Origin of the sequence: Jejuia pallidilutea, from assembly GCF_002973595.1 — a bacterium.
GTDB lineage: Bacteria > Bacteroidota > Bacteroidia > Flavobacteriales > Flavobacteriaceae > Jejuia > Jejuia pallidilutea.
On sequence record NZ_PVEO01000002.1, the window covers coordinates 399,678 to 424,469 of the forward strand.

At 33.2% G+C, this 24,792-nt stretch carries 28 protein-coding genes; 11 read left to right on the forward strand and 17 right to left on the reverse strand.

The annotated features are described in order from the left end of the window. Positions 1-28: 28 nt before the first annotated feature. The 11 genes from coaE to CLV33_RS05360 all read right to left on the reverse strand — a co-directional run bounded on the left by coaE (position 29) and on the right by CLV33_RS05360 (position 10,101). Complete coding sequence (gene coaE / locus CLV33_RS05310) at positions 29-616, reverse strand: dephospho-CoA kinase (protein ID WP_105473006.1); 588 nt, start codon at positions 614-616, stop codon at positions 29-31. After that, positions 613-1,578 (reverse strand): CdaR family protein, encoded by a 966-nt coding sequence (locus CLV33_RS05315; RefSeq protein ID WP_244906386.1) that lies wholly within the window; start codon positions 1,576-1,578, stop codon positions 613-615. The genes coaE and CLV33_RS05315 overlap by 4 nt, the downstream gene beginning before the upstream one ends. Further along, positions 1,575-2,582: a glycosyltransferase gene (locus tag CLV33_RS05320; RefSeq protein WP_105473007.1), complete on the reverse strand. Its 1,008-nt coding sequence runs from the start codon at positions 2,580-2,582 to the stop codon at positions 1,575-1,577. The genes CLV33_RS05315 and CLV33_RS05320 overlap by 4 nt, the downstream gene beginning before the upstream one ends. An 84-nt stretch (positions 2,583-2,666) precedes the next feature. Beyond that, the gene (locus CLV33_RS05325) at positions 2,667-3,485 is read right to left on the reverse strand and encodes an enoyl-ACP reductase FabI (protein WP_105473008.1); all 819 of its coding nucleotides are present in this window, start codon (positions 3,483-3,485) and stop codon (positions 2,667-2,669) included. Positions 3,486-3,563: 78 nt separating this feature from the next. Next, a complete protein-coding gene (gene recN / locus CLV33_RS05330) occupies positions 3,564-5,216 on the reverse strand; it encodes a DNA repair protein RecN (protein ID WP_105473009.1) in 1,653 nt (550 codons plus the stop codon). 103 nt (positions 5,217-5,319) lie between these two features. Next, complete coding sequence (gene porD, locus CLV33_RS05335) at positions 5,320-6,207, reverse strand: type IX secretion system protein PorD (RefSeq protein ID WP_105473010.1); 888 nt, start codon at positions 6,205-6,207, stop codon at positions 5,320-5,322. Beyond that, the gene (gene coaBC / locus CLV33_RS05340) at positions 6,200-7,411 is read right to left on the reverse strand and encodes a bifunctional phosphopantothenoylcysteine decarboxylase/phosphopantothenate--cysteine ligase CoaBC (RefSeq protein ID WP_105473011.1); all 1,212 of its coding nucleotides are present in this window, start codon (positions 7,409-7,411) and stop codon (positions 6,200-6,202) included. The genes porD and coaBC overlap by 8 nt, the downstream gene beginning before the upstream one ends. Positions 7,412-7,421: 10 nt before the next feature. Further along, on the reverse strand, positions 7,422-7,748 hold the full coding sequence (locus CLV33_RS05345; RefSeq protein WP_193744353.1) for a DNA-directed RNA polymerase subunit omega: 327 nt from the start codon (positions 7,746-7,748) through the stop codon (positions 7,422-7,424). A gap of 9 nt (positions 7,749-7,757) precedes the next feature. After that, complete coding sequence (locus CLV33_RS05350) at positions 7,758-8,585, reverse strand: outer membrane protein assembly factor BamD (RefSeq protein ID WP_042240952.1); 828 nt, start codon at positions 8,583-8,585, stop codon at positions 7,758-7,760. 114 nt (positions 8,586-8,699) lie between these two features. Continuing rightward, entirely contained in the window at positions 8,700-9,581 is an 882-nt protein-coding gene (gene dapA, locus CLV33_RS05355) for a 4-hydroxy-tetrahydrodipicolinate synthase (protein ID WP_105473012.1), read from the reverse strand. Position 9,582: 1 nt separating this feature from the next. Beyond that, positions 9,583-10,101 (reverse strand): DUF6913 domain-containing protein, encoded by a 519-nt coding sequence (locus CLV33_RS05360; RefSeq protein WP_105473013.1) that lies wholly within the window; start codon positions 10,099-10,101, stop codon positions 9,583-9,585. Positions 10,102-10,149: 48 nt separating this feature from the next. Between CLV33_RS05360 and CLV33_RS05365 the strand changes: the two genes are divergently transcribed. The 3 genes from CLV33_RS05365 to CLV33_RS05375 all read left to right on the forward strand — a co-directional run bounded on the left by CLV33_RS05365 (position 10,150) and on the right by CLV33_RS05375 (position 12,303). Next, positions 10,150-10,929 carry a 5'-nucleotidase C-terminal domain-containing protein gene (locus tag CLV33_RS05365; protein WP_244906387.1) on the forward strand — a complete coding sequence of 260 codons (780 nt, stop codon included), beginning with the start codon at positions 10,150-10,152 and terminating at the stop codon, positions 10,927-10,929. A 4-nt stretch (positions 10,930-10,933) separates the two neighbouring features. Then, complete coding sequence (locus CLV33_RS05370; protein ID WP_042240941.1) at positions 10,934-11,854, forward strand: metallophosphatase; 921 nt, start codon at positions 10,934-10,936, stop codon at positions 11,852-11,854. Positions 11,855-11,925: 71 nt separating this feature from the next. Then, the gene (locus tag CLV33_RS05375) at positions 11,926-12,303 is read left to right on the forward strand and encodes a DoxX family protein (protein WP_105473014.1); all 378 of its coding nucleotides are present in this window, start codon (positions 11,926-11,928) and stop codon (positions 12,301-12,303) included. Here CLV33_RS05375 and CLV33_RS05380 read toward each other — a convergent pair. The 4 genes from CLV33_RS05380 to CLV33_RS05395 all read right to left on the reverse strand — a co-directional run bounded on the left by CLV33_RS05380 (position 12,300) and on the right by CLV33_RS05395 (position 16,447). Continuing rightward, positions 12,300-13,004, reverse strand: a complete 705-nt coding sequence (locus tag CLV33_RS05380) for a hypothetical protein (protein WP_105473015.1) — start codon at positions 13,002-13,004, stop codon at positions 12,300-12,302. The two genes, CLV33_RS05375 and CLV33_RS05380, sit on opposite strands and share 4 nt — an antisense overlap. A gap of 67 nt (positions 13,005-13,071) precedes the next feature. After that, the gene (gene ligA / locus CLV33_RS05385) at positions 13,072-15,090 is read right to left on the reverse strand and encodes an NAD-dependent DNA ligase LigA (RefSeq protein WP_105473016.1); all 2,019 of its coding nucleotides are present in this window, start codon (positions 15,088-15,090) and stop codon (positions 13,072-13,074) included. Next, on the reverse strand, positions 15,090-15,959 hold the full coding sequence (gene prmC, locus CLV33_RS05390; protein WP_105473017.1) for a peptide chain release factor N(5)-glutamine methyltransferase: 870 nt from the start codon (positions 15,957-15,959) through the stop codon (positions 15,090-15,092). Before prmC ends, ligA begins: the two co-directional genes overlap by 1 nt. Beyond that, entirely contained in the window at positions 15,950-16,447 is a 498-nt protein-coding gene (locus tag CLV33_RS05395) for a GNAT family N-acetyltransferase (protein ID WP_105473018.1), read from the reverse strand. Before CLV33_RS05395 ends, prmC begins: the two co-directional genes overlap by 10 nt. Before the next feature lie 54 nt (positions 16,448-16,501). Between CLV33_RS05395 and CLV33_RS05400 the strand changes: the two genes are divergently transcribed. The 4 genes from CLV33_RS05400 to CLV33_RS05420 all read left to right on the forward strand — a co-directional run bounded on the left by CLV33_RS05400 (position 16,502) and on the right by CLV33_RS05420 (position 19,451). Next, on the forward strand, positions 16,502-16,957 hold the full coding sequence (locus CLV33_RS05400) for an NDR1/HIN1-like protein (protein ID WP_105473019.1): 456 nt from the start codon (positions 16,502-16,504) through the stop codon (positions 16,955-16,957). A 255-nt stretch (positions 16,958-17,212) separates the two neighbouring features. After that, on the forward strand, positions 17,213-18,217 hold the full coding sequence (ribD, locus tag CLV33_RS05410; protein ID WP_105473021.1) for a bifunctional diaminohydroxyphosphoribosylaminopyrimidine deaminase/5-amino-6-(5-phosphoribosylamino)uracil reductase RibD: 1,005 nt from the start codon (positions 17,213-17,215) through the stop codon (positions 18,215-18,217). Beyond that, the gene (locus CLV33_RS05415) at positions 18,210-18,821 is read left to right on the forward strand and encodes an HAD family hydrolase (RefSeq protein ID WP_105473022.1); all 612 of its coding nucleotides are present in this window, start codon (positions 18,210-18,212) and stop codon (positions 18,819-18,821) included. Before ribD ends, CLV33_RS05415 begins: the two co-directional genes overlap by 8 nt. 3 nt (positions 18,822-18,824) lie before the next feature. Continuing rightward, positions 18,825-19,451 carry an IMPACT family protein gene (locus tag CLV33_RS05420; RefSeq protein ID WP_105473023.1) on the forward strand — a complete coding sequence of 209 codons (627 nt, stop codon included), beginning with the start codon at positions 18,825-18,827 and terminating at the stop codon, positions 19,449-19,451. Here the strand turns inward: CLV33_RS05420 and CLV33_RS05425 are convergent. After that, a complete protein-coding gene (locus tag CLV33_RS05425) occupies positions 19,437-19,835 on the reverse strand; it encodes an acyl-CoA thioesterase (RefSeq protein WP_042240918.1) in 399 nt (132 codons plus the stop codon). The genes CLV33_RS05420 and CLV33_RS05425 overlap by 15 nt on opposite strands. Before the next feature lie 191 nt (positions 19,836-20,026). Here CLV33_RS05425 and dnaA point away from each other — a divergent pair, with 191 nt between their 5' ends. Genes dnaA through CLV33_RS05445 form a run of 4 tightly spaced genes read left to right on the forward strand, consistent with a single transcriptional unit; the run spans position 20,027 to position 24,105 of the window. Beyond that, positions 20,027-21,454: a chromosomal replication initiator protein DnaA gene (gene dnaA / locus CLV33_RS05430; RefSeq protein WP_045371352.1), complete on the forward strand. Its 1,428-nt coding sequence runs from the start codon at positions 20,027-20,029 to the stop codon at positions 21,452-21,454. Between the two features lie 11 nt (positions 21,455-21,465). Continuing rightward, on the forward strand, positions 21,466-21,918 hold the full coding sequence (locus CLV33_RS05435; protein ID WP_105473024.1) for a low molecular weight protein-tyrosine-phosphatase: 453 nt from the start codon (positions 21,466-21,468) through the stop codon (positions 21,916-21,918). 58 nt (positions 21,919-21,976) lie between these two features. Further along, positions 21,977-23,395 carry a PQQ-dependent sugar dehydrogenase gene (locus CLV33_RS05440; RefSeq protein ID WP_105473025.1) on the forward strand — a complete coding sequence of 473 codons (1,419 nt, stop codon included), beginning with the start codon at positions 21,977-21,979 and terminating at the stop codon, positions 23,393-23,395. Continuing rightward, on the forward strand, positions 23,395-24,105 hold the full coding sequence (locus CLV33_RS05445) for an SAM-dependent methyltransferase (RefSeq protein WP_105473026.1): 711 nt from the start codon (positions 23,395-23,397) through the stop codon (positions 24,103-24,105). The genes CLV33_RS05440 and CLV33_RS05445 overlap by 1 nt, the downstream gene beginning before the upstream one ends. Positions 24,106-24,116: 11 nt before the next feature. Here CLV33_RS05445 and CLV33_RS05450 read toward each other — a convergent pair whose 3' ends face one another. After that, on the reverse strand, positions 24,117-24,782 hold the full coding sequence (locus tag CLV33_RS05450; RefSeq protein WP_105473027.1) for a lysozyme family protein: 666 nt from the start codon (positions 24,780-24,782) through the stop codon (positions 24,117-24,119). Positions 24,783-24,792: the final 10 nt, after the last annotated feature.

Consider the following 24,792-nt stretch of genomic DNA (forward strand, 5'->3'; position numbering starts at 1 on the left):
CATTAACAAAAATGTTAAAATTTAAGATTTATTGTATTCTTTTAAGAATCTGTTTATGAACCTTAACCACCTGAGCCATTGTTTTTTCTAGTGTTTTGTTAACTATTACAAAGTCTGAAAGCTTTACCTTTTTACTATCGCTCCATTGATTTTTCATAATAGCTTCTATTTTCTCTTTTGAAGTATTATCGCGTTTTAATAGTCGTTCTACCCTTAAGGCTTTTGGTGCTGTAACCGTTATAACGTAATCGCATGCTTTATGCCCTCCATTTTCAAATAAAATAGCTACTTCCTTAATAACGTATGGCGCATTTTGTTTGTTAGCCCATCTTTTAAAATGGCTTGCTACTTTTGGATGCACAATGGCATTCATTTTTTTTAGAAGGGTAGCATCATTAAATATAATATTTGCAACGTATGGACGGTTCAGCTTACCATCAACATAAGTATCCTCGCCCAGTAAAGCAATTAACTTTCGCTTAATAATTTTAGAGCGATTCATAAGTTTTTTCGCTTCAACATCTGCAATGTATACGGGTACACCTAAAGTTTTAAATGTTTTAGCTACTGTAGTTTTACCACTACCAATACCTCCTGTAAGCCCTACTACTGTCATTTTAAAATTATAAATTCTATTTTTTGCTGATTGAGTTTAACATGCTTTACGCCTTCTGGAGCTTTAACTAATTCTGGTATTAGTACAGATTGGTTGGTATTAACCTTATTATAATCGCAAATTACCTTAAAATCGTTTGCTTTTATTTTACTAAAATTATCTAAACTAGTGTAATAAGATACTTTTACTTCTTTTGGGAAATATTTTATTAAAACATCCTTGGGCAGATTAATGATCTGAATTGGAATTTTTACAGTGCCTTCTGTGAACTTTTCTACATTAGCGACAAAACCAACGTTTTTAGTTGAAAATTTTAAATCGTTTGTATGCTCTGGAAGCACAAGTTTTACTGTTGTAGAAATATTGGTTTTTACATTGGATAGTAACACTTTTTCTGTTTTTAAAACATTTATATTGTTAACCATTTCATGTGGGCCTATTACAGTAACAGAATCTGGTATTGCCTTATAGTTGCTCATAATATCAAAACCTGGCGCAAAAGAAATATCGGTTTCTAATGCTACTGGTACTTTTTTTACCAAGTTGGTATCGTACTTAAAAACCAAGGTATCGGGACTAATATTCAAAAGTTTTACTTCGTTTTTAAACGGTTTTGTTTCGTTTAAGTAGGATACTGATTTTGTATAAATGAAGGTATTTTGTTTTTTATATACTTCTTTAGAAAAATCTATACTTATAGTGGGGTTTCCCAAATAATATTTTAGCCATTTAAAACCGTGAGTTTTTAGTGTTATTGCAAGTTTATGGGTAGAATCGTTTAAAATTACCTTGTCTTGCGGTACATTTATTTTTTTAATATTGAAGGTAACGGTGTTTGTATATTCTTTTGAGAGCTTTGTAAATATTAAAATAATAAATGCTGAAAATAAAAACAATAAAAATACATTAAGCCTTTTACTCTTAATGGAAGTTAATAACTCTGATTTAATTTTTTTTATCATTTTAATTTAAAAAACAATTTTGGAAAATGTGTTTCTGGATCTTTTTTTAAAAAATTAATGGCAAATGTAGATTCTAAAAAACCGAGTCCGTAACCAAAAAACTGAATATAAATTGCCAAAATTGCCATTACAGCAACTTTTAAACTTTTGGTAGTGTAGAGCGCTAAAGCTAAAGCAATAAAAAAATACAAAATATACAAACCCAAAAGCCAACTTACACCAAATATTGCCAATATTATAGACACATCTAAACCTATTATGAACAAGCTAGGAAACCAATAGGTAAGCTTCTTAGTACTTGGGTGCCACTTATTTAAAATAGGACGTACTAAACCAAATTTACGTACTTGTTGTTGAAATTTACGCCAAGAAATACGCCTTTTATGGTATACAATTGCCTCTGGAATTAGTTTAGTTTTAAAACCTAAATCCCATAATCGTATGGACAAATCGGGGTCTTCGCCGGGGTGTATTTGCCCAAACCCTTTAGATGCCAAAAATGCTTTTTTAGATAGTCCCATATTAAAACTTCTGGGTTGAAATTTATCAATTGCATTTGTATTGCCTCTAATACCGCCTGTTGTTATAAACGAAGTCATAGCAAAATTAATAGCCTTTTGTAAATCGCTAAAGGATTGGTGAGCAGCATCTGGCCCTCCAAAACAGTCTACATACCCCGTTTTTAAACTTTTATCAACTTCGCTTAAATAATTTTTGGGCATAATAACATCACTATCTAAAATGATAAAATAATTACCTTTAGCGTGCTGCATCCCATAATTTCTTGAGTCTCCAGGACCTGTATTTTCTTTAAAGAAATAAGAAATTTTTAAATCTGCGCTGTATTTTTCCACAACGTCTTTGGAGGTTTCGGTAGAGCCGTCTTCAACAATTACAATTTCATAGTCTAGCTGAGTTTCCATAGCTTGAAAACTAGATAGTAACTCATCCACTTCGTCTGGACGATTATACACTGGTATTATGAATGAATAATGTAATTGCATACCACAAAAGTAACTATTCCTAACAAAAAAGACCTGTTAGGTTTTAAAAACCTAACAGGTCTAAATTTATATAAATAAGCCTGCTTACTGTTCTTTCATAAACGCTTCCATAACGGCATCGCTTACTCCCATATTACTAAAACCACCATCATTGTATAGGTTTTGTAATGTAACACGCTTAGTTAGGTCGCTAAAAAGGGTTATCGTGTAATTTGCACAATCCATAGCTGTTGCATTACCAAGTGGCGACATTTTTTCAGCATAAGAAATAAAACCATCAAAACCTTTTACACCACTACCCGCTGTTGTTGGTGTAGGTGATTGGGAAATGGTGTTTACACGTACTTTTTTATCTCTTCCAAAAAAGTAACCAAAACTACGTGCTATACTTTCTAAATAGGCTTTATTATCGGCCATATCGTTATAATCTGGGAATACACGTTGTGCAGCCATGTAACTTAAGGCTACAATACTGCCCCATTCGTTCATGGCATCTGCTTTATATAGGGTTTGCATTACTTTGTGAAACGACATTGCAGATACATCGGTACCTTTCTGTGTCCAGCTATAATTTTGGTCTGTATAATGTTTGCCTTTTCTAACGTTAATAGACATACCTATGGAATGTAATACAAAGTCTATTTTTCCTCCTAAAATCTCCATAGACTTTTCTACAAGATTTTGTAAATCTTCCTCTGAAGTAGCGTCTGCAGGAATAATTTCAGAACCTGTTTTTTCGGCTAATTCATTAATTTGCCCCATACGCATTGCAACAGGCGCATTGGTTAATACAAATTGTCCGCCTTCTTCATGTACGCGTTCTGCTGTTTTCCACGCGATAGAATTAGAGTCTAACGCTCCGAAAATAATTCCTTTTTTACCTTTTAATAAATTATAAGCCATAGTAATCGTTAGTTATAGTTTCTTTTCAAATTTCAGTGCCAAAAGTAATAAACTTTCCACTTTAATCTAGAATGTTTTTTAATTAAGTAACTCTTTAGCATGCGCAATTGCCGAAGACGATACATCTGTACCTCCCAACATTTGAGCGATTTCCACGATACGCTCGTCGTGGTTTAACCTTACCAAATTGGTTTGGGTTACATTATTTACATCTTCTTTATATACTTTAAAATGCGAATGCCCTTTTGCTGCTATTTGTGGTAAGTGCGTAATGGAAAATACTTGCATGTTTTTACTCATTTGCAACATAATATCGCCCATTTTATTAGAAATCTCACCAGAAACTCCCGTATCTATCTCATCAAACATAATGGTTGGTAACTGTGTGTAGTTAGACAGTACTAATTTAATAGCCAACATAATTCTTGATAATTCTCCACCAGAGGCTGCTTTTTTCAAGGCATTAAAGCTACCGCCTTTATTGGCTGAAAACAAAAACGATAATTCTTCTTTTCCGTTAGAAAGATACGTTTTAGTTGGCGTTAATTCTATATTAAATTGAGCATTAGGCATGCCTAGATCCATTAAAATAGCCTGTAATTGCTTAATTAAATCTGGTATTGCTTTACTTCGTTTAGTGTGTATAGTTTTCGCTAGTGCATCTAAAGCTTTTTCGGCTTTATAGATTTCGTTTTCTTTGTTTTGAATGGTGTCATCTAAATTTTCAGTTACAGCAACTTTTTCTGTGAGTTCTTCTCGTATTTCTATTAATTCTGAAACAGTAGCTACTTGATGTTTTTGCAATAAGTTATTCAGAACTTGCAATTTAGAATTTACAACATCCAATCGGTTAGGATCTGCCTCAACATCGGCTTGCAAAACATCAATCTCACTAAAAATATCATCAACTTCAATAAGCGCACTATTTACTCTGTTGTATATATCTTGGTATTTGGAAGACAATCCTGAGAGCTTCTGAAGGTTATTTTTTAAAGCTGTTAAAGATGTAACAACACCTATTTGTTCATCGCTTAATAATTGATACGCCTCAGATAAACGTTCTTTTATAATTTCTACATTATTTAAGGTTTCATATTCCTCCTCTAAAGCTTCTAATTCGTCTGAAACTAAATTTGCTTCAACCAGTTCATGCAATAAAAACGAATTGTAATCGTATTCTTTTATAGCTTCAGATTTTAAGTTTTTAAGCTCGTTTAACTCACGCTTTAATTGCTTGTAAGCTAATAATTCTCCTGAATAATCCTCAAGTTCTTTCTGGTTTCCTGCAAGTGCGTCAATGACCTGAAACTGAAAATCGTTAGTAGTTAATTGTAAGGTTTGGTGTTGCGAGTGCACATCAATTAAGCGTTCTCCCAATAACTGCAAACTGTTTAAATTTACTGGTGAATCGTTAACAAAAGCCCTAGATTTACCTGATGGTAAAATTTCCCTTCTTATTATGGTTTGTGGCTCATAATCTAAATCTTCTGCCTTAAACAGGGCTTTTAAATTATAATTGGAAACGTTAAAAACAGCTTCTATAATACATTTGGTCTTGGTATCTTTTAAACTACTTAAATCGGCACGCTTACCAAGAATTAATGATAAGCCACCTAATAGAATAGATTTTCCTGCACCAGTTTCTCCTGTAATTATGGTAAAACCGTCATTAAAATCTACCTTTAAATGGTCTATTAACGCATAGTTTTTTATAGTAAGGGATGTTAGCATAATATTTTGTTTACAGTGTGAAGTATTACATTTACACCACTAGGTATGCAGTAAATTTAATTATAAAAGTAATATAAACATGTTACGTTTTAGGAAAGATAAACTAAAACTTAATATTTCGCCATTTGCTAGAGTGCATTGGCGCTACTTTTTGTAATACATCCTTTAAGGTAGCGATGTTTACTTGCGGACCATCCGAGAAAATTTGTTCTATTTCGTCGGCTTTTGCATCAAAAAACGTTCTTAGTAGAAAGGAATTTGGCCGTCTGCTATTCATCGCCATAAACTTTTCTAGGCTAGAGGCAATTTTATCTTTTCCTTTTTTCAAATCGTTGCCCATTTCGTCCAAACCAAGCCTATGATAATCGTAAATTACAGTTCTATATTCCCTAAAGGTAGTAGATAACATGTTGTCTATTAAAATAAACCTACTTTGAAGACCATCTTCCAATTTCCAACCTTTAAAATTTTCTTGTTGTGAATAATTTAAAATAGTTTGTGCTTGTTTGTAATACTCCTGCCCGCCATTTTGCTCGAAGGAATCTGCATCTAAGCCCAATACCATGTAGACGTGGAACGCTAAAACTGAAATTAAATTAGAGGTATATTGTGTTGGGTTATAAATTAAATTTTGAAACTCTAAATATCTAAAGGTGAAGTCCTTATCGTTAAAATTATAAATAGGAGAACTGTAGGACGACCCATAAATAGGTCTTGAAGATTGCACCTGAATAGTCGCTTTAAAAAACTCTCCGCTATATTCTGAAACAATAATGTTCATGCTACAGTTAATCAACTCTTGTGGCGCAAATGTTTTGTTGGTCCACTTAGTGTTATTTATAAATTCGGTTAATTGTTTTTCTAGATTTTTAAAAATCTGCAAGTTTTCGTTCCCCGTTTGTTGTGCATTTACAACTACCGTACAATTAAGTTCTTGAGCAAAACCTAAGGTACTAATACTTAATAGTAAAATAACTAAAAAACTACGCATTAATATGTTGTATAATTTCGTTAAATAAATCTTCTGCGACTTCGGCTTTAGACTTTAATTGAAACTCTGTTATCTTGTTTTTATTATCAATAAAAGTAACTTTATTAGTGTCTCCCTTAAAACCAGCGCCTTTATCTTGTAACGAATTTAAAACAATTAAATTCAAATTCTTCTTTTTTAGTTTTTGTTTTGCATTTTCCAATTCGTTATTCGTTTCTAATGCAAAACCCACTAAAAATTGGTGCTTTTTAATAGCGCCCAACGACGCTAAAATATCTTTTGTACGCTCTAATTCTAGAGTTAGCGTATCAGACGTCTTTTTTATTTTTTGATGCGTAACTTGTTTTGGTTTAAAATCTGAGACAGCTGCTGAAAGAATTGCAACATCTACAGCATTAAAATATTGGTGCACCTCTTGGTACATTTCCTCTGCGCTAATTACAGGCAAAACATGTATTAAACTATGGGATACGTTTTGATGTGTAGGGCCAGTAACCAAGAACACTTCGGCACCAAGGTTAGCTGCTGTTTTAGCAATTTCAAAACCCATTTTGCCGCTAGAATGATTGCCTATAAACCTTACAGGATCTATAGCTTCATATGTTGGACCAGCAGTAATTAATACTTTTTTACCTTTTAGTGGTAACTTCTGCAAAATGTCGTTTTCTAAAAAAGCAACAATAGCTTCTGGTTCTGCCATTCTACCTTCTCCTACCAATCCGCTTGCTAATTCTCCGCTAGTAGCGGGAATCATAATATTACCGTAAGATTGCAGTATCTTAAATGATGCTTTTGTAGAAGCGTGCTTGTACATGTCTAAATCCATTGCTGGTGCAAAATACACAGGGCATTTAGCCGATAAATACGTGGCAAGCAACAAGTTATTAGAAGCACCGTTTGCCATTTTAGACATGGTATTTGCAGTTGCTGGTGCTATTACAAATACATCTGCCCAAAGTCCTAAATCTACATGGCTATTCCATACCGCACTATCGTCATCGTCGTTTGTAAAGGCAGTATACACGGGGTTTTTAGAAAGTGTGGAAAGCGTAAGGGGTGTTATAAAATCTTTAGAAGCGGGCGTCATAACAACTTTAACTTGTGCGCCCAGTTTTACAAACAACCGTACTAATGAGGCAGTCTTATAAGCGGCAATACCTGCAGTAATGCCTAACAGAATGTTCTTGCCGCTTAGTATACTCATAAATTAGTGATTACTGAGTGTCTTCCTCAGTATGTCTAAAATAAATTTTATCAGTTAGCCATTCTTGAACAGCTAAAGCATGAGGTTTTGGTAATTTTTCATAAAATTTTGATACCTCAATTTGTTCTTTGTTTTCAAAGATTTCTTCTAAACTATCGTTGTAAGTTGCAAATTCTTCCAACTTATCAATTAGCTCTTTTTTTATCTCTGTGTTAATTTGTTCCGCTCTTCTAGATATAATAGAAATGGCTTCATAGATGTTCTCAGTTGGTTCATCTATTTGATTTCTGTCATAAGTCACCGTATTTACGGGAGCGGTAGTTTTCTTTAAATCCATCATTGTATATTAACTTTTAGCGCTGTAAGTTTCTAATTCTTCATTTATTTCTAATACCATTTCTTGTGCCCTAGCCATATATTCAGAATTTGGGTAGGCCTTTTTTAAGGTATTAAAATATTCTTTTGCTTGTTCCAATCTATTTTTTTTCAGCCTTACTATACCTTCAGCAGTACGTTTTATTTCTATACTGTTAACAGCTAATTTGTAGGCTGCATCTAAACGATAAAATAAGGCATCTTCGCGTAGGGAAGATCCTGGAAATTCAAAAATAAAATTATCAAATGATTTTATTGATGCTTTGTAATCTGAAATAAGATCGTATTGTTTGGCTATTTCAAAAGCTTTCTTTTCAAGTTTAAAATCCAATTCCTTTATTAAGGTATTAGCTTCTGCTACGTATTGGGAGTTAGGATATAGATTAATAAATTCCTGTAACTTTTCAATAGCATCTTTAGTTTCCTTTTGGTCTTTTGAGTAAACCGGAGACAACATGTAATAACTTTTGGCACTTAAAAAAGAAGCCTCTTCACGTTTTTCACTTTTTGGATAACTTGCTGCAAAACGCTCAAATTGATACCCTGAAACATAATAATCTTTTGTTTCATAATACGACTTGGAATACAAATACATTAGCTTTTCAGCTTGTGGCTTGCCTTTGTATTTGGGCACTATTTGTGCAAATAACCTATTGGCCTTCTCGTATTTACCTGCTTGAAATAAAGAATCGCCAACTTTAAATTTTAGAGCGATATCTTCAGACTTTAAAACTTTTTGGTATTCGCTACAAGAACTTAAAATGCAGGCTAATGCTAATATGCTAAAAAGGTATTTCATAAATTTTAAACAAGATGCAAAATTACATTTAATAAACGTAATTTAAAAATATTATTTTAAAACGAATTTAAGTTAAGCACACCAATACCAGCATGGTTTAAGTAAACTTTAACACTAGTTAAATTCTGCCACAAATTGATTAATTTTTTTCTTTAAAGCGCTAGATGCAGTTACCAATGGCAATCTTACTGTAGATTCGCATAAATTTAAAGCCTCAAAAACCGCTTTTATTCCCGCAGGATTATTTTCTTCAAAAATGTAATTAATTATATCCATTAAGCGGTAATGAATTTTATAGGCTGTTTTGGCATCTCCCTTTAAGCCTAAACGAATCATTTCTGAAAATTCTTTAGGAAAGGCCTGCCCTATTACCGAAATAACGCCAGAACCACCAGCAAGCATAACTCCTAGAGCTAGATCGTCATCACCAGAAATTACCAGAAAATCTTCTGGCTTATGTTTTAATATTTGTAAGTATTGGGCAGTACTATTTCCTGCCTCTTTAACACCAATAATGTTACTAAAATCTTTAGCTAACCTAACTATAGTTTGTGGCTCTATATTTTTAGAGGTACGCCCTGGCACGTTGTATAACAAAATATCTACGGGGCAAACTTCTGATATTGCTTTAAAATGTTGGTAAATGCCTTCTTGAGTTGGTTTTGTATAATATGGTGATACCGATAAAATAGCGTCTATACTGCTAAGATCGGTTGTTTGTATTTCTTCAATAATTGCTGCTGTATTATTTCCGCCAATACCCAAAACCAAAGGTACACGCCCCTTGTTTACATCAATAATAGCAGCTGTAATGTCTTTTTTCTCTTGTTTGGTAATGGTTGCGCTTTCGGCAGTTGTACCAGAAATTACCAAATATTCTACACCATTTTCAATATTGTACGTTACAATATTTTTTAATGCAGCATAATCTACACTTAAATCTGATTTAAATGGTGTAACTAACGCAACTCCAGTTCCAAGAAACTTACTCTTCATTTTAAATTTTATTTAATACGGTTAAATACTTTACAACCTCATCACTAAAAACATCAATTTCATTAATCTCAGTTTTAATGATAATGTCGTTTAAACGTGCATCGCTTTGCAAAATTCCGATTTTAAATTGAGATTTAGACAATGCCGTTAATAACTTTAGTTCTAAATGTTCTTTCGTGTAATAACTAATTAAAGCATCAAAAGGTTCGTTTAAAAATCCTTGCAATTCTACATTTTTTATGTCGCCATTCCAACCAAAATCCTTTGTGTTAAAACAGGCATCCCAAGAGTTGCCATGGCTCTTTAAATTAGTAGTATAGGCTATTACTTTTATGTTATTGGCGTGAATTTTTAAACGAGATGCTAAAACATTAAACGCATTAAAGTCTTCAATCTCATCGAAATTCAAAATAACACCTAAGCTTTTAATTTTATTATCCCCAACGTTTACTTTACGCTGGGATAATAATTTATTCAAATACTTTTTATTAGATTTTTCCCTAAAAGCTTTTAAAAACATTTAAATTTACACTTTGCGCAAAGGTAGCAAAAGTACATTCAAATTTTAATGAAATTTAATATGGTACATTTTACCAAACCTAAATTGGTTTTTTCTGCTATAATTATAGTAATTCTTGTAAGTTGTAAAACCCAAAAACTTTACTTGATTACAGTTGAAGGACAACGTCTTGAAATTAATAATACCATTAATGCTAACCCAAATATTGAAGCCTTTATTGCTCCCTACAGAGACCGAATAGAAAGGGATTTGGATAGTGTTTTAGCGTATGCCGTAGATACATATTCTAAAAGCAACGGCAAATTAAATACCGCAATTGGCAACTTAATGGCAGACATTGTTCTTTCTGAAGGCAACAAAATTTTTAACAAAAGAACCGGAGAAAACATTGATGTTGTAATTTTAAACTATGGCGGTATTCGTGCCGAAATACCCAAAGGGCCCGTTAGTGCCAGAACTGCTTACAATGTTATGCCTTTTGAAAATGAAATTGTGGTGGCAGGTTTAAAAGGTGAAAAAATAAATGAGGCGATTAACTATTTAGTAAGTCGCAAAAGCGCTAATCCTATTGCTGGACTTAATATAGTTGTAGATAAAGACTACAATTTAGTAAGTGCCAAAATTAATAACAAAGCGATAGATTATAATAAAACTTACTATTTTGCCACTAGCGATTATTTGTATAATCGAGGCGATAACATGACGTTTTTTCAACCTAACGAGGAGTTACATGAAATAAACTATAAAATAAGAAATGCTATGATTGATTATTTTAAAAAGACCGATACCATAAACCCTGTAATTGATAACAGATTCATTGTAAAATAATACCATGAAAAGAAGAGATTTTATTCAAAAAGTATCGGCAGGCACAACTGCTTTAGCAGCGGTAGGAAGTTTTGGGCTACAGTCTTTTACAACTAAACCAAAAACTACTAAAATTACCGTTTTACACACTAATGATGTACATAGCCATATTGATACCTTTGGTCCAGATGAAGGAAGAAATGCAAATAAAGGCGGTGTAGCAAGACGTGCATCATTAATAGATGCCATTAGGAAGCAAAACCCAAATACAATTTTATTGGATGCTGGCGATATTTTTCAAGGCACACCCTATTTTAACTATTATGGCGGTGAATTAGAGTTTAAGTTAATGAGCAAACTAAAGTACGATTTAGCTACTATTGGAAATCATGATTTCGATAACGGTATAGATGGACTATATGCACAATTACCACACGCGGACTTTGGATTTGTATCCGCTAACTACAATTTTTCTAACACCGTAATGGACACACATGTTAAACCTTACAGTATATTAAAAAAGAACGGTATAAAAATAGGCGTTTTTGGTTTGGGTATTAAACTAGAAGGTTTAGTAGACAAAAAACTCTACAAGGAAACCAAATACCTAGATCCTGTTGAAATATCCCAAGATATAACTCGCAAACTAAAACAAGACGAACACTGCGATTTAATTATATGTTTATCGCATTTAGGATATAATTACAAAAGAAACCCCAATAAAATATGCGATTTAAAACTTGCCAGAGCTACTAAGGATATCGATTTAATTATTGGCGGGCACACGCACACATTTTTACCCAAACCAACCATTGTTAAAAATAGCGAAGAAAAAAATATGTTAGTAAACCAAGTTGGTTGCTATGGGCTGTATTTGGGGCAAATAGATTTTTATTTTGACAGTAATAAGAATAAAACCGCTAATGGCACTTCTATAATTGTGTAGTTTTAGTTGATGTATTTTGGTAAGTTTTTGGCTTTGTTACGTCTAACATCTTACTGAAAAACCAAACTAAAATGAAAAAACATATTCCGTTAATACTTCGCATATTAGTTGCCTTAATTTTAATTCAAACGCTTAGGTTTAAATTTCTAGCGCACCCTGATAGTGTTTATATTTTTAAAACCATTGGTCTAGAACCTTATGGCAGAATAAGTATAGGCATTATAGAGCTAGTTGCCGGTTTATTATTACTAATAAGAAAAACTGCTTGGGCAGGAGCTTTATTAAGCATAGGTGTTATTGGCGGTGCGGTTTTAATGCACTTAACTCAATTGGGCATAGAAATAAAAAACGATGGCGGCTTACTGTTTGCAACAGCTATTTTAACGCTTATATTGTCAATTATCATTGCCGTTATTTACAGAAAAGACATTCCGTTTTTAAAGCTCTAAAATGAAATTTCATCTTGTTTTTCATACTTAAGTTTAGCTTGCGCGTACAAGAAATAAAACCCAACAAGCCCTAGTGAAATAGTTAGAAAGTTTAGTAAATTTTGATGTGACACATAGATATAAGCAATATTGATAACCTCTGCAAAAACAATGCACAAAGCACCAATTAATATATAAAATGCTTTTCTATTATTTTTATAAAAGTAGTTTAAAAGTCCTAAGGACAGAATCATTAGCATAGATATGTTATATACTATCTCTAACACATACTCTGCGCCAAGTTCTAAATAAGGGTTAACAATTTGAGACAGTACATACGCTATATAGGTGTTAAGTATAAATAAAACTATTATTGAAAATAGGTTGTTCTTAAAGGTATACTTAAGAGATAAATTTCTACCTATTTCTATAGTTAAAGAAATATAAGCAAGTATATATAAGGTATTCCCTATAAAATAATCTTCATGATAGGTTAAATTATCCGAAATAATTATCATTAAATCAGAAATTGAATAAAACACCAAAAATAAAACAAAGAATATAGAGCGGTGTTTTACAGTACAAAAATATGCCAAGGTTATAATAGGTAAAAGCAATGCACTTGTACTATCTGCAAAAAACAGATTATTTGAGAACAAAAAATACACAAATAGCGCATAAATAGACCCTATTAAAAATGCTAGTACTTTGGAGCTGCACATAATAAAGGTTAATAATTATAACACAAATATAACTAAAAAATATGTAATTAGTCGATAAAAATAACTTTTAATCGTTAAAATTGATATTATTTTTTATTTTTTGTAAGAATTCAATTTCATTTATTAGTGGTATTCCTAAATTCTCTGCCTTTTCTTTTTTACTCGGCCCCATTTTATCGCCAGCTACCACAAAACTTGTTTTAGAAGAAATGGAACTACTTACCTTTCCGCCATTGTCTTCAATAAGCTTTTTTAGCTCTGTTCTAGTAACGTGTTCAAACACTCCCGAAACAACAATAGATTGCCCTTTCAACACATCTGTTTGCCCTTTTAACTCTTCTTCAGATATTTGTAATTGAACACCAAATTGCCTTAATCTATTAATAATGCTAATATTTTCTTCTGAAGCAAAAAACTGTTTTACACTTTCGGCTATTTTTATACCAATTTCGTCAACTTGCTCTAAATCTTCCTGAGAAGCATCCATTAAATTATCAATAGACTTGTAATGTTTTGCTAGCTTTTTAGCTACAGTTTCCCCAACGTAACGAATTCCAATAGCATACAATACCCTTTCAAAAGGAATAGCAACAGAGGCTTTAATACCATTTATTAAATTATCGGCACTTTTTTCTGCCATTCGTTCTAAAGGAATAACATCTTCCTTGGTTAGTTCGTATAAATCGGAATAATTCTTAATAAGCCCTGCTTTTACTAAGAGCGCCACAGTCTCACCTCCCAAGCCATCAATATCCATTGCTTTTCGAGAAATGTAATGCTGAATTCTACCTATAATTTGTGGGGCACAACCATTGTAGTTAGGGCAATAATGTTTTGCATCGCCTTCTGTTCTTACCAATTTGGTGTGGCATTCGGGACAATGGGATATATATGTTGTAGGCTTAGAATTTGTTGAACGTTTTGTAAAATCCACACCTATTATCTTCGGGATAATTTCTCCTCCTTTTTCAACAAAAACGGTATCTCCTTCCCTAATATCCAGCTTTTCTATTTGATCTGCATTGTGAATAGAAGCACGTTTAACAGTTGTTCCTGCTAGCTCTACAGGTTCTAAATTTGCAACTGGCGTAATAGCTCCGGTACGCCCAACTTGGTAGGTAATTTTATTTAATACTGTAGAGACCTGTTCTGCCTTAAATTTATAAGCCATAGCCCATCGCGGCGCTTTAGCAGTATAACCCAACTCGTCTTGGTGTTGTAAATTATTTACTTTTATAACAACGCCATCGGTTTCATAGGGTAATTCATGGCGCTTGGTATCCCATAAGTTTATAAATTCTAAAACTTCATCAACCGATGTTGCCAAAACCGCCTCATTAGGCACTTTAAAACCCCAAAATCTTGCTTTTTCCAAACTTTCAAATTGGGTAGAAACCCCCAAATTTACACCAGTTAAATTGTACAACAAACATTCTAACGGACGTTTGGCTACCTCTGCGCTATCTTGTAGCTTTAAACTTCCTGAAGCCGTATTCCTTGGATTTCTATATGGCTCTTCCCCGTTAGCAACGCGCTCTTCGTTCATTTTGTTAAACCCTTCAAAAGGGAGTACTATTTCACCTCGAATATCGAATTTAGATGGATAATCGCCTTTTAATTGTAATGGTACCGATTTAATGGTTTTTACATTGGCAGTAACATCATCTCCTTGAAAGCCGTCGCCCCTAGTTACCGCCCTAACTAATTGTCCGTTCTCGTAAGTTAAACTAATGGAAGCGCCATCGTATTTAAGTTCGCAGGTGTATTGCACATCGCCATCTACTAATTTTTTTATGCGCTTTTCCCAATCTAAGAGGTCTTCTTTAGAATAAGAGTTATCTAAAGAATACATGCGGTACTCATGCTTTACCGTTTCAAAGTTTTTGGTAACCTCGCCTCCTACCCGTTGAGTTGGAGAATTTGCATCGTAAAACTCTGGATGCGCTTCTTCTAGCGCTTGGAGTTCTTTCAACTTTATATCGAAATCGAAATCTGAAATTGTTGGATTGTCTAGAACATAGTAATTGTAGTTATGTTCCCTGAGTTCGTTTCTTAAATTAACAATGTGTTGCTTAATGTCTTTCATTAGTTATTTTTGCCTTTTACAATTCTATCTTTGCCAAAAATGTCCTGTTTTAATTCTACGGAATAATACCCGTTCTGTTTTAACAAATCAACCGTTTCTTTTCCTAAAAATTCGTTGATTTCAAAATATAATGTCCCGTTGACTTTTAAAGTTGTTTTTGCAAATTCACTTATAGCTTTATAAAACAGCAATGGATTATTATCTTCTACAAATAAAGCTAAATGCGGCTCGTTATCTAGCACGTTAGATTTCATTAATGCCTTTTCTTTTACTCGCACATAAGGCGGATTGGAAATTATAACATCAAACTCTAAATCTGTAAACAATACCTTTTTAGTGCTTTTGTTTAAAATATCCCCTTTTACAAAAGTTACATCAACGGCATTCAATTCTGCATTGGTTTTAGCAACTTCCAATGCTTTGTTGCTAATATCTAGAGCGTAAACCGAAGCGTTTTTTAAGTGTTTAGCCAATGTAATTGCTATGCAACCACTACCTGTACCAATATCCAAAATGGAGTAGGTTTTAGAATCCGTTTTTTGTTGTTTTATATCCTGAAGCACCAACGAAACAAGTTCTTCTGTTTCAGGGCGTGGAATTAATACGTTACTGTTCACTTTAAACGGCAACCCAAAAAATTCGGTTTCACCCAATATGTATTGTATAGGTTTTTGCTGTTTTAATTGCTCTAAAGCATCAAATATGCATTTATAATCTTCTATTACAATATCTGGATTAACAGCTAGATCAATACGTTTAAGGTTAAAATAAAATTCAGAAAGCATAAAAAAGAAATGCTCCACCTCCGTTTTTTCATAAATAGCATCTAAACTATCGTGAAATGTGTGTTGTATCGTTTTTAATTGCATAAATCCTTAATCATCCAAACACTACACGAACTATGGCCTGTATTTCCTAAAGGCCCCTCTAAATGTTTAAAACCAAAACTTTCGTAAACATGTATGGCCGCTTTTAATTGTGGGGCAGACTCTATATAGCATTTTTCGTATGCTAATGTTTTGGCGGCGTTTAAACAAGTTTCAAACATTTTTTTTCCAAACCCTTTACCACGAATTTTTGGTGAAAAATACATTTTTTGCAGTTCGCAGATATTACCTTTAAAATCCTTAAGCGGCTTTACGCCCGCACCTCCTAACACTTCACCATTTTTCTCAATTACATAATAAATAGCATTATTATTTTGGTAAGATTCAAACATTTGTTTAGTCTCAGGGTCTTCATAAGCTGTCCCTTTTAGAGGGATTTTAAACTCATGAAAGCAAGCTCGTATTACAGCTTCTAAAGGTGCATTATCTTGGGGCTGTATTTCTCGAATAACTATAGTATCTTTACGCACTTTAATTTAATCTTTTTCTAAAAGGTGAAGATACAGTAATTCTTAAAAAAGGATATGAAACGCTTTTTAATATTATTAACAATACTATGTACTTTTTTCAACTGTAAGGTGAACGAAAAACCACTTTTTGTAAGTGTAGAAAACATTAAAGTTGTTGAATCTAATTCTAAAAACATTATCTTATCTGCCGATGCACTATTTAGGAATCCGAATGATATTGGTGGCGAACTTAAAACCGATGAGATTAAGATTTATGTAAACAATAATGAAGTAGGTTATGTATCTACCAAAAGCTTTGAAGTACCAGCGAAAAAGGAGTTTACTATTCCGTTAACAGCTACTGTTCCTGTTGATAGCTTAATAAGCAACAAAAGTATTGGCGGACTTATTGGAAGCCTTTTTAGCAAAAAAATAAAAGTAAATTATAAAGGTACAATTGTGTACAAAGCGTTAGGTTTTTCTTATGATTATGCTGTTGATGAAACTGAGGAAGTAAAAATTAAATTCTAATCTTTGTTTTTGAAGAAGGCTTTTTTAATTTGATTTGTTATATCTGAAATTAAAAAAACCAATGCTATGGTTATCATAAAAATCCCTGATAATCTAATTTTAAACTCAGAAAGTATATTAGTATAGCTAGATGACCCAAAACCCATATTATAACCTTTTACAATGATGAAAACACAAAATGGATAGACCATTACATATATTAACAAACGGTTTATAAAATTTTTAATCATATTCAAATTTAGGAAATAAATAAAATTGACCACCCACGAAATCTACATAAAACGCTGTATTGAAATTGCCAAAAATGGTTTAGGCACCACAAGGCCCAACCCAATGGTAGGCTGTGTAATCGTGGTAGACAATAAAATAATAAGCGAAGGGTTTACTAGCGCATATGGTGGCAATCATGCAGAAGTTAATGCCATTACCGCGGTAAGAGATACTTCTGTTTTAAAACAAGCTACACTTTACGTTACCCTAGAACCTTGTTCGCATTATGGTAAAACGCCCCCTTGCAGCGATTTAATTATAAAACACAGTATTCCCCAAGTAGTTATTGGCTGTATAGATGATAACAAACAAGTTGCGGGTAAAGGTGTGAAAAAATTAATGGAAGCCGGTGTAAATGTAACTGTTGGCGTACTAGAAAAAGAATGCAAACACCTACACAGGCGCTTTTTTACATTCCACAATAAAAAACGCCCCTATATTATTTTAAAATGGGCACAGACTCCAGATGGTTTTATTGCGCCACTAAGCAAACCCCACAAAGCTCCTGTTTGGATTACAAACACTTATTCTAGACAATTGGTACACAAATGGCGTGCAGAAGAACACGCAATTTTAGTGGGAACCAATACTGTTTTAGAAGACAATCCCAGTTTAACCGTTAGAGATTATACGGGCAAACATCCTATTAGAATTGTTATAGATAAAACTAATAAACTACCCAAAAACGCAACTATTTTTAATGATGACGCTGAAACCATAATGATTGATAAAAACACCATAAATTTTAACAACCCTGTAGCGTCGCAAATTTGTAATGTGCTTTTTAAAAAAAATATAACTTCAGTAATTGTTGAAGGAGGGGCAAAAACATTGCAAACATTTATAGATGAAAACCTATGGGACGAAGCAAGGGTGTTTACTGGCAACATATGTTTTAAAAATGGTATAAAAGCTCCTAATTTTTATGGTATATCGCCAATGAAAAAAAATATAGAACATGATATATTAAATATTTACACCAATGACTAATACAATTATATTCGACTTTGGGAACGTATTTATTAATTTAGATATTGAAAACGGATTTCAGGAATCCTTAAAAACCTTGGGAATTTCTTCCATTTCCGAAGACATCATAAACATTAATGAAGATTACGAAGTTGGAGCTATTTCCACTGAAGATTTCGTTGCGTTTTATGCTGAAAAATTTCCGCACTTAAACAAAAAACAGTTAATAAACCTATGGAACATTATTTTAAAAGATTTTCCAGAACATCGGTTAGAGTTTTTAAAACGCTTAAAAGCCCAAAATAGATATCAACTTATATTATTAAGCAACACTAACGAACTTCATATTGATTGGGTAAAAGCGCAAATACCTTTTTACGAAGCGTTTAAAGAATGTTTTGATGCCTTTTATTTGTCTCATGAAATTAACCTCAGAAAACCAAATACCGATATTTTTAACTTTGTTTTAAATACACATCAATTAAAACCAGAAAATTGTGTATTTATTGACGATAACGCTGAAAATATAGAAACTGCAAATAACATGGGTATTAAAACATGGCACATTACCCCATACAAAGAAGATGTGGTAAATTTATTTACAACCCAAAAACATTTATTTTAAATTTTGGATGCCACCGATACCTACAAAACAATAGCAACAAACTCCGAAAGTATTCTTTTTAAGGAAAAGCATAGCAAATTTTTTGGGTATGCCTTTCATGTTTTAAATGAAGACGACGTAAAACAGTATTTAGAACAGATAAAAAAAGAACACCATAGCGCAAGACATTGGTGCTATGCATACCAAATAGGCACAGAACAACATACCTTTAGAGCAAACGACGACGGAGAACCTACAAATTCTGCAGGTATGCCAATTTACGGACAAATACAATCTTTTAATGTTACCAATGTTCTCGTTATAGTTGTTAGATACTTTGGCGGCGTAAAATTGGGCGTGGGCGGTTTAATACAAGCTTACAAAACTACAGCACTACTCACCCTGGAATCTTGTAACATAATTGAAAAAACTATAAATATTGCCTTTGTAATTGCTTTTGAATATAAGGATATGAATAAGGTAATGCGCGTAATAAAGGAAAAGCAATTACATATTTTAAATCAGGAACTAGAGCTAAGTTGCAAAATCACTATTTCGGTTAGAAAAAAATTGGCAAATACTATTGTCGAAATTTTTAATAGCATGTATGGTGTTGCAATTAAAAAAACAAAAAACTTACTGATTAATTAGATTTAAAATATACTGAGGCGCTCTAGTAGGCCTATTGGTTTTGGTGTCTATAAAAACTAACGTAGTTTCCGCAGTTGTTAAAATTTCACCTTTTTCATTTGTAATTTCATACTCAAATTCAATCTTCGCAGTAGGCTTATTTTTTAGTTGAGTTTTTACATTAATTAGGTCGTCATAACCCGCTGATTTTTTATAATTTATGCTCAAGGAAACTACAGGAAGCATAATACCATCTTCTTCCATTTTTTTATATGAAACTCCTAGCTTCCTTAGCCATTCAATACGGCCCATTTCTAGATATAATGCATAATTGCCGTGATACACCACACCCATTTGGTCTGTTTCACCATACCTCACCCTAATTTGTATTTCATCGAATTTCATAGCTTTATATCAATATTTTTTTGTAGTTTCGGCTAGTGCTTAAACATGAGGAAAATTTTCTAGAAATTCAACCTGATTTGATTTTTTTTTTTAGAATTTTGTTCACATATTTGCCACGTATTAAAAGGGGGATTTAAAGAGGCTCTTCTCTTTAAATATTTACTAACTAAAAACCATAACATTTCAACTAAATGACTACGACTGCGCAAACGGTATGGAATAACTGTCTTAATTTTATAAAGGATAATATCCAACCGCAAGCCTATAAAACATGGTTTGAACCCATAGTAGCAGTTAAACTTCAGGAGAATGCGCTAAGCATTCAAGTACCTAGTAAATTCTTTTACGAATGGCTTGAAGAACATTATGTAAAAATACTTAAGGTTGCATTAACAAAAGAGTTAGGGGAAACTGCCAAATTAGTTTACATTATAAAAATGGAAAACACGTATGGCAACAAACAACCCTTTACCGAAAAAATACCAAGTTCTAATAGAACGCCAGTAAAATCTCAAGAGGTAGACATTCCTTTAAACAATAAAAGCCCTGAATTAAAAAATCCGTTTGTAATTCCTGGCATTAGAAATGTAAAAATTGAATCGCAATTAAATCCTAATTACAGTTTTGAAAACTTTTTAGAAGGCGATTCTAACCGATTGGCAAGAAGCGCTGGATTAGCTGTTGCTGCAAAACCTGGTGGTACATCTTTTAATCCGTTATTAATTTTTGGGGGCGTTGGTCTTGGTAAAACACATTTGGCACATGCTATTGGTGTAGATATTAAAGACAAATACCCAGAAAAAACAGTACTTTATATTTCTGCTGAAAAATTTACGCAACAATATATAGATTCTGTAAAAAAGAACAATCGCAACGATTTTATTCATTTTTATCAAATTATTGATGTACTAATAATTGATGATGTACAGTTCCTTTCTGGAAAATCTGGTACTCAAGATGTTTTCTTCCATATTTTCAACCATTTACACCAAAATGGAAAACAGGTAATTTTAACTAGTGATAAAGCACCTGTAGATATGCAAGATATTGAGCAACGTTTACTCTCTCGTTTTAAATGGGGATTATCTGCAGAATTACAAAACCCCGATTTTGAAACTCGCGTATCAATCTTAAAAAATAAATTGTACCGCGATGGTGTTGAAATGCCAGACGAAATTGTAGATTACGTTGCCAAAAACATAAAATCTAACGTTAGGGAATTAGAAGGTGCCATTATTTCGCTAATCGCCCAATCGTCTTTTAACAGAAAAGAAATTACTATAGATCTTGCTAAACAAATTGTTGAAAAATTTGTTAAGAATACAAAACGCGAAGTATCTATTGATTATATACAAAAAGTTGTGTCTGATTATTTCCAGATGGACGTAGACACCCTTCAATCTAAAACCCGTAAACGCCATATTGTACAAGCAAGACAACTGGCCATGTTTTTTGCAAAAAAAATGACCAAGGCATCTTTAGCTAGTATTGGCTCCCAAATTGGAAAACGCGATCATGCTACCGTTCTTCATGCTTGTAAAACTGTAGATAATTTATCATCTACCGACAAACAATTTAGAAAGTACGTTGAGGATATCGCAAAAAAACTTGCTGTTTAAATTTTATTAAAATGACAAAGATTTTAATGGTATGCTTAGGCAATATTTGTCGCTCTCCATTGGCAGAAGGCATTTTAAAATCTAAACTTCCTGAAGATAAATTCACCATAGATTCTGCTGGAACTGCAGCATACCATATTGGCAGCAAACCAGATCCTCGTTCTATTGCCGTAGCCAAAAAATACGGAATAGACATTACCAACCTTAGAGGCAGACAGTTTGAGCACAAAGATTTTGAGGCTTTTGATTTAATTTATGCCATGGATGAGTCTAATTACAACCATATTATTTCAATGGCCAGAAATGAGGATGAAAAGTCTAAAATAAAACTCATTTTAAATGAAATTACACCAGGGGAGAATCTTAGCGTCCCAGACCCTTACTATGGTGGTGATCAAGGTTTTGAAAATGTATACCAAATGCTAGATCAAGCCTGCGAAAATATCAAAAAAAATAGTATTTAACTTTTTTGAGATAACACATTCGTATCTTATTTAGTAACTTTATACGAAAGGATACGTTATGAAATCACTATTTACCTCTTTATTTGCTGCACTTTTTTCAGCTTTAAGTTTTAGCCAAACTGTAAATTTGGCAACATTTGCATCAGGATTTACAACGCCTGTAGAAATTACAAATGCTGGAGATAACCGCCTTTTTGTTGTGGAACAAGCTGGCATTATAAAAATTTTAAACTCAGATGGCTCTGTTAATGCCACTCCTTTTTTAGATATTTCGTCTATTGTTGGTTCTGGAGGCGAACGTGGTTTGTTAGGGTTGGCGTTTGCACCAGATTACAGTACATCTGGAAGGTTTTATATTAATTATACCGATAACTCCAGTACAAGCACACCAAATACAGTAATTGCTAGATATACAGTTAGCAGCAATCCAGATGTGGCTAATAGCACAGGAACCATTTTGTTATCATACCAGCAACCCTTTAGTAATCACAATGGCGGAAAAATAGCGTTTGGTGCAGACGGTTTTCTATACATAGCTTCTGGAGATGGTGGAGGTGGTGGCGACCCGGGCGATAGAGCTCAAGATACCACTACGCTTTTGGGCAAAATACTTAGAATTGATGTAAGTGGCATAAATTATAGCATCCCTAGTACAAATCCGTTTTCAAATTCAGCAAACGGACCTAGTGACCCAAGACCAGAAATTTATGCCCTTGGACTAAGAAATCCTTGGAAATTTTCGTTTGATAGAGCGAATGGCGACTTATGGATAGCCGATGTTGGGCAAAATGCCTTTGAAGAAATAAATAAAGTTGTTGGTTCTGGAACTGCAGGCGACAATTATGGCTGGAAATGCTACGAGGGCAGCAGTGTTTTTAGCACAAATGGCAATTGCCCTATACCTGGAGGAATATCAAATACCGTAACACCGGTTGCAGAATATGCTCATGTTGGCAGCAGCTGCTCAGGCTCAATAACTGGAGGCTATGTATACAGAGGTAGCTTATACCCTAGTTTTATTGGAAAATATTTTTTCGCTGAGTTTTGCAAACAAACCATAGGTGTTCTAACAGATACTGGTAACAACAATTGGTCCTTAGCCTTTCAAACTCCAAACACAACCCAAAGATGGACCACGTTGGGGGAAGACAACAATGGTGAACTATATATTGCTGGCGGTTCAACCATTTATAAAATTGAAGATGCTAATTTAAGCGTTAATAATAAATCTGCTTCAACTTTTAAATTATTTCCTAACCCAGCTAAAAATAAAGTAACTTTAGAATTAACTAATACAGCGAGTAATGTTAATAGTGTTTCTATTTTTAATATTTTTGGTCAATTCGTTGAAACTAAAACCAACTTTAAAGCACGCAGAGTAACCATACCTCTTAAAAACTATAAAAGCGGTGTGTATCTTATTGAAATTCAACTTAACAATAACTCTAAAGCAGTACAACAACTATTCATAAATTAATGCAAAAAGGAAAACTTTTTTTAATACCCACAACACTTGGAGACAACGCACCTCTTGAAGTGCTACCCATTTCTGTAAAAAAAACGGTAGAAGATGTTTCTATATTTATTGTTGAAAACGAAAAATCTGCCCGTAGATTTATAAAAAAAATAAGCCCAAAAAAACCACAACCTTCCTTAGAGTTATTTTTATTAAACAAATTTACCCAATCTATTGAACTTCCCGAATTTTTAGAGCCTTGTTTAAAGGGAAAAGACGTCGGGCTATTATCGGAAGCAGGATGCCCCGGAGTCGCTGACCCTGGAGCAGATGTAGTGAAACTGGCTCATGAGAAAGATATTCAAGTAGTGCCATTAGTTGGCCCTTCTTCTATATTAATGGCAATTATGAGTTCTGGTTTAAACGGACAAAGTTTTGCTTTTAATGGGTATTTGCCAATTGACAAAAATGAAAGAAAAAAGGAGATTAAACGCTTAGAACGTATATCGTTTGATTTTAACCAATCGCAAATATTTATAGAAACACCTTATCGTAATAATAAAATGCTTGAAGATATTTGTGCAACAGTATCTCCAGACACCAATGTATGTGTGGCTTGCGACATTACACTTCCTACAGAATTTATTAAAACATTACCCGCCAAGGTTTGGGCAAAAAAAAATGTAGACCTCCACAAGAGGCCTACAATTTTTATAATTCATAAAAGTTAAACTTTAAAATATTAAAGTGTACTAACTTTTGCCTTTTTATTAGGTATTAAAAACGATGTATCATATCCTGAGAATCGTTTCATATAATTAGAAATGGTAGTACCATATCCATCTGCGAAGTTATCTAAACCATAACTCCTTAAATACTTTTTTACGCTTCCGGGACCAGCTAAATGTGCTGCTGCTAAAATTCCAGATTCAGTAACTAAAACGCCATTAATACGTTTTCCAACAAACCTGTTAATATCCCTACGTAAAATCCACTTGTTACGTTGCGCGTTGGCAATAAAAGCTTTTTCTTGAAGTTTGGGATTACTTAAAAACTTTTGGATGTTTCTTACACCAATAAGCTTTAGAGTTTCCTTACCAAATTGGTATTTACCTAAGTAACCATAAGAATTTATGGTTCTGTAATTACCTCCAGATTCACTAAAAGCAAGAGCTTCTTTAAATCCTACGAACGATTTCCCTAAAAAAGGAGAAAAGGTTTCGTATCCGTCTTTTGATGCCTTAACATGTTCCCGCATGTTTGCATCGTGGCTAACCGTGTAATTTAACACTAAGCCATCGGTTGAATACCTACTTAAGTCTACCGTTTCAACTGAGGGAAACGATACTTCTACTAGTATACATATTGTAAGTGCTAATAATAGGTAACTTGCAATATTTTTTACCATAAAGTTTAAA

Coding starts and splice junctions, on each gene's coding strand:
- CLV33_RS05425 (WP_042240918.1), bottom strand. CDS start 19,835: ATGAAATTCGATGAAATACAAATTAGGGTGAGGTATGGTGAAACAGAC.
- CLV33_RS05380 (WP_105473015.1), bottom strand. CDS start 13,004: ATGTGCAGCTCCAAAGTACTAGCATTTTTAATAGGGTCTATTTATGCG.
- coaBC (WP_105473011.1), bottom strand. CDS start 7,411: ATGAGTATACTAAGCGGCAAGAACATTCTGTTAGGCATTACTGCAGGT.
- CLV33_RS05440 (WP_105473025.1), top strand. CDS start 21,977: ATGAAATCACTATTTACCTCTTTATTTGCTGCACTTTTTTCAGCTTTA.
- CLV33_RS05375 (WP_105473014.1), top strand. CDS start 11,926: ATGAAAAAACATATTCCGTTAATACTTCGCATATTAGTTGCCTTAATT.
- coaE (WP_105473006.1), bottom strand. CDS start 616: ATGACAGTAGTAGGGCTTACAGGAGGTATTGGTAGTGGTAAAACTACA.
- CLV33_RS05450 (WP_105473027.1), bottom strand. CDS start 24,782: ATGGTAAAAAATATTGCAAGTTACCTATTATTAGCACTTACAATATGT.
- CLV33_RS05365 (WP_244906387.1), top strand. CDS start 10,150: ATGAAATTTAATATGGTACATTTTACCAAACCTAAATTGGTTTTTTCT.
- CLV33_RS05345 (WP_193744353.1), bottom strand. CDS start 7,748: ATGGATTTAAAGAAAACTACCGCTCCCGTAAATACGGTGACTTATGAC.
- CLV33_RS05370 (WP_042240941.1), top strand. CDS start 10,934: ATGAAAAGAAGAGATTTTATTCAAAAAGTATCGGCAGGCACAACTGCT.
- CLV33_RS05320 (WP_105473007.1), bottom strand. CDS start 2,582: ATGCAATTACATTATTCATTCATAATACCAGTGTATAATCGTCCAGAC.
- CLV33_RS05445 (WP_105473026.1), top strand. CDS start 23,395: ATGCAAAAAGGAAAACTTTTTTTAATACCCACAACACTTGGAGACAAC.
- CLV33_RS05350 (WP_042240952.1), bottom strand. CDS start 8,585: ATGAAATACCTTTTTAGCATATTAGCATTAGCCTGCATTTTAAGTTCT.
- recN (WP_105473009.1), bottom strand. CDS start 5,216: ATGCTAACATCCCTTACTATAAAAAACTATGCGTTAATAGACCATTTA.
- CLV33_RS05435 (WP_105473024.1), top strand. CDS start 21,466: ATGACAAAGATTTTAATGGTATGCTTAGGCAATATTTGTCGCTCTCCA.
- CLV33_RS05415 (WP_105473022.1), top strand. CDS start 18,210: ATGACTAATACAATTATATTCGACTTTGGGAACGTATTTATTAATTTA.
- prmC (WP_105473017.1), bottom strand. CDS start 15,959: ATGCAATTAAAAACGATACAACACACATTTCACGATAGTTTAGATGCT.
- CLV33_RS05315 (WP_244906386.1), bottom strand. CDS start 1,578: ATGATAAAAAAAATTAAATCAGAGTTATTAACTTCCATTAAGAGTAAA.
- porD (WP_105473010.1), bottom strand. CDS start 6,207: ATGCGTAGTTTTTTAGTTATTTTACTATTAAGTATTAGTACCTTAGGT.
- CLV33_RS05400 (WP_105473019.1), top strand. CDS start 16,502: ATGAAACGCTTTTTAATATTATTAACAATACTATGTACTTTTTTCAAC.
- dapA (WP_105473012.1), bottom strand. CDS start 9,581: ATGAAGAGTAAGTTTCTTGGAACTGGAGTTGCGTTAGTTACACCATTT.
- ligA (WP_105473016.1), bottom strand. CDS start 15,090: ATGAAAGACATTAAGCAACACATTGTTAATTTAAGAAACGAACTCAGG.
- CLV33_RS05360 (WP_105473013.1), bottom strand. CDS start 10,101: ATGTTTTTAAAAGCTTTTAGGGAAAAATCTAATAAAAAGTATTTGAAT.
- dnaA (WP_045371352.1), top strand. CDS start 20,027: ATGACTACGACTGCGCAAACGGTATGGAATAACTGTCTTAATTTTATA.
- CLV33_RS05325 (WP_105473008.1), bottom strand. CDS start 3,485: ATGGCTTATAATTTATTAAAAGGTAAAAAAGGAATTATTTTCGGAGCG.